This window comes from Ameyamaea chiangmaiensis (assembly GCF_013376175.1).
Classification (GTDB): Bacteria; Pseudomonadota; Alphaproteobacteria; order Acetobacterales; family Acetobacteraceae; genus Ameyamaea; species Ameyamaea chiangmaiensis.
The window spans coordinates 1-1,498 of sequence record NZ_JABXXR010000295.1 but is presented as its reverse complement, the minus strand read 5'-3'; the positions used below and the strand labels follow the sequence as shown (position 1 = coordinate 1,498).

The window sequence follows — 1,498 nt, the reverse complement described above, 5'->3', positions numbered from 1 at the left end:
CGCCGGGCGCGCCGGACTGGCGGCGGCCGGGGCACCGCTGAAGGCACGTTCCACCCGCGCGCTGCTGCCGGCGAGCAAACGCCGCAGCAGGCCGTTTCGTTCGTCACGGGGAAGCGGTCCGTCCGCCGTCGAGCCGGACGGCCTATCGCCCCTGCGCGACGCACCCTCCGATAGGCCGGGCGGTCCGCCCAGAAGGCGGGGCGCGGTATCAGCGGCGGGCGCCCGGGTCTCTGCCGTCTCACGCTCCGGCGCCAGCATCAGTGCGGTGCCGCCGCCGGAATTCGCACGCAGGGCGTCCGCCTCGAACGCGGACACGCCACGGCCATAATGTTCGCGCTGCCCGAAGAGGGCGGCTGCATCAGGCGCCGTGGCATACACGTCGTGTTCGGGCTCGGCGGCCGGACGAACCGGCGTGTGCACGGGCTGCGCGCGCCCACTTTGCGCGCGCGGATCGCGCATACCCGACATCGCACCACTATAGGCCGGGGTCTCCGGCGCGGAGCCGGCTCCGATATGGGCCACGAAGCGATAGGCCCGCACGGGCAACAGGCCGCAAAAACGCGTCGCACGCCATAAGGCGCGCCATTCCCGACGCTGCAACCCGAGCGCCAGCAGCACCAGCAGGATCGACAGGACACCGCCCAGAACCCACAGCACCAGCGCGCCCGGACGTCCCATGGCCGCGATGCCGGCCTCGGCGCTGGTCTGGGCGATGTGCAGACCGAACGCACCACCGGGACCGGCCTCGACCGGCCACGCGACGGCGGGCAGCGTCGGGATCAGCACCCACAGCATGGCCAGCGTCCCGGCGCAGACCGGCAACGCGCACACAAGCGCCCCGATTCGCAGCACGATGCCGCGCGCACCGCCATGACGCACGATGCGCCATCCCCATGTCACCAGCGCGAGCGCCGGCAGGAACGCCACCACCCCAAGCCACGTCAGCAATCCGTCCGCGACATAGGCGCCCCCGATGCCCAGCCAGTTGGTGGCCGGGGCCTCGGTCGCGGTGTTGGCTGACGGATCGCCCGGGTTGTACGTGGCCAGCGCGAGCGCCAGAACCGCTGCGGCAGCCCACAGTCCGACACCACCGAGCTCGACACACCGGCGCCGCAGATGGGCGCCCAGACGGGCGGGCAGCAGGGGATCGGAACCGGAGCGTCGGAGCATGGACAGGTCGTCTATCCTTCTGGATGGGCCTTCTGAACGGGCCGTCAGGGCAGGCGGTCGGTCCCGGCCACGCCATTCCAGGGGAACGCGCGACCGCACGTGGACACACCACGGGACCAGGGGATACGGTGCGTAACTTAACCTTTAATGACCAAAGGCCGCCATACCGAAATCCGCGCGGCCCCGTGGATACGCTCGGCCAGCAGCTCGCCAGGCAGCTCCAGCCCCTCGTCGCGCGCGCATTCCGCGACCACGATGGTCCCCGGCGCGACCCACCCGCCCCCGCCCAGGGCGTCCCACGCGGCCGGGACCAGATCATGACGATAGG

At 71.8% G+C, this 1,498-nt stretch carries 1 protein-coding gene and 1 pseudogene; both read right to left on the bottom strand.

Translation table 11 applies throughout. The annotated features are described in order from the left end of the window. Positions 1-1,170: DNA translocase FtsK 4TM domain-containing protein (locus HUK82_RS16520; RefSeq protein ID WP_176614952.1), on the bottom strand; the 1,170-nt coding region annotated here is incomplete at its 3' end. 137 nt (positions 1,171-1,307) lie between these two features. Continuing rightward, a pseudogene (locus tag HUK82_RS16515) lies at positions 1,308-1,498 on the bottom strand (16S rRNA (guanine(966)-N(2))-methyltransferase RsmD); the annotation flags it as partial.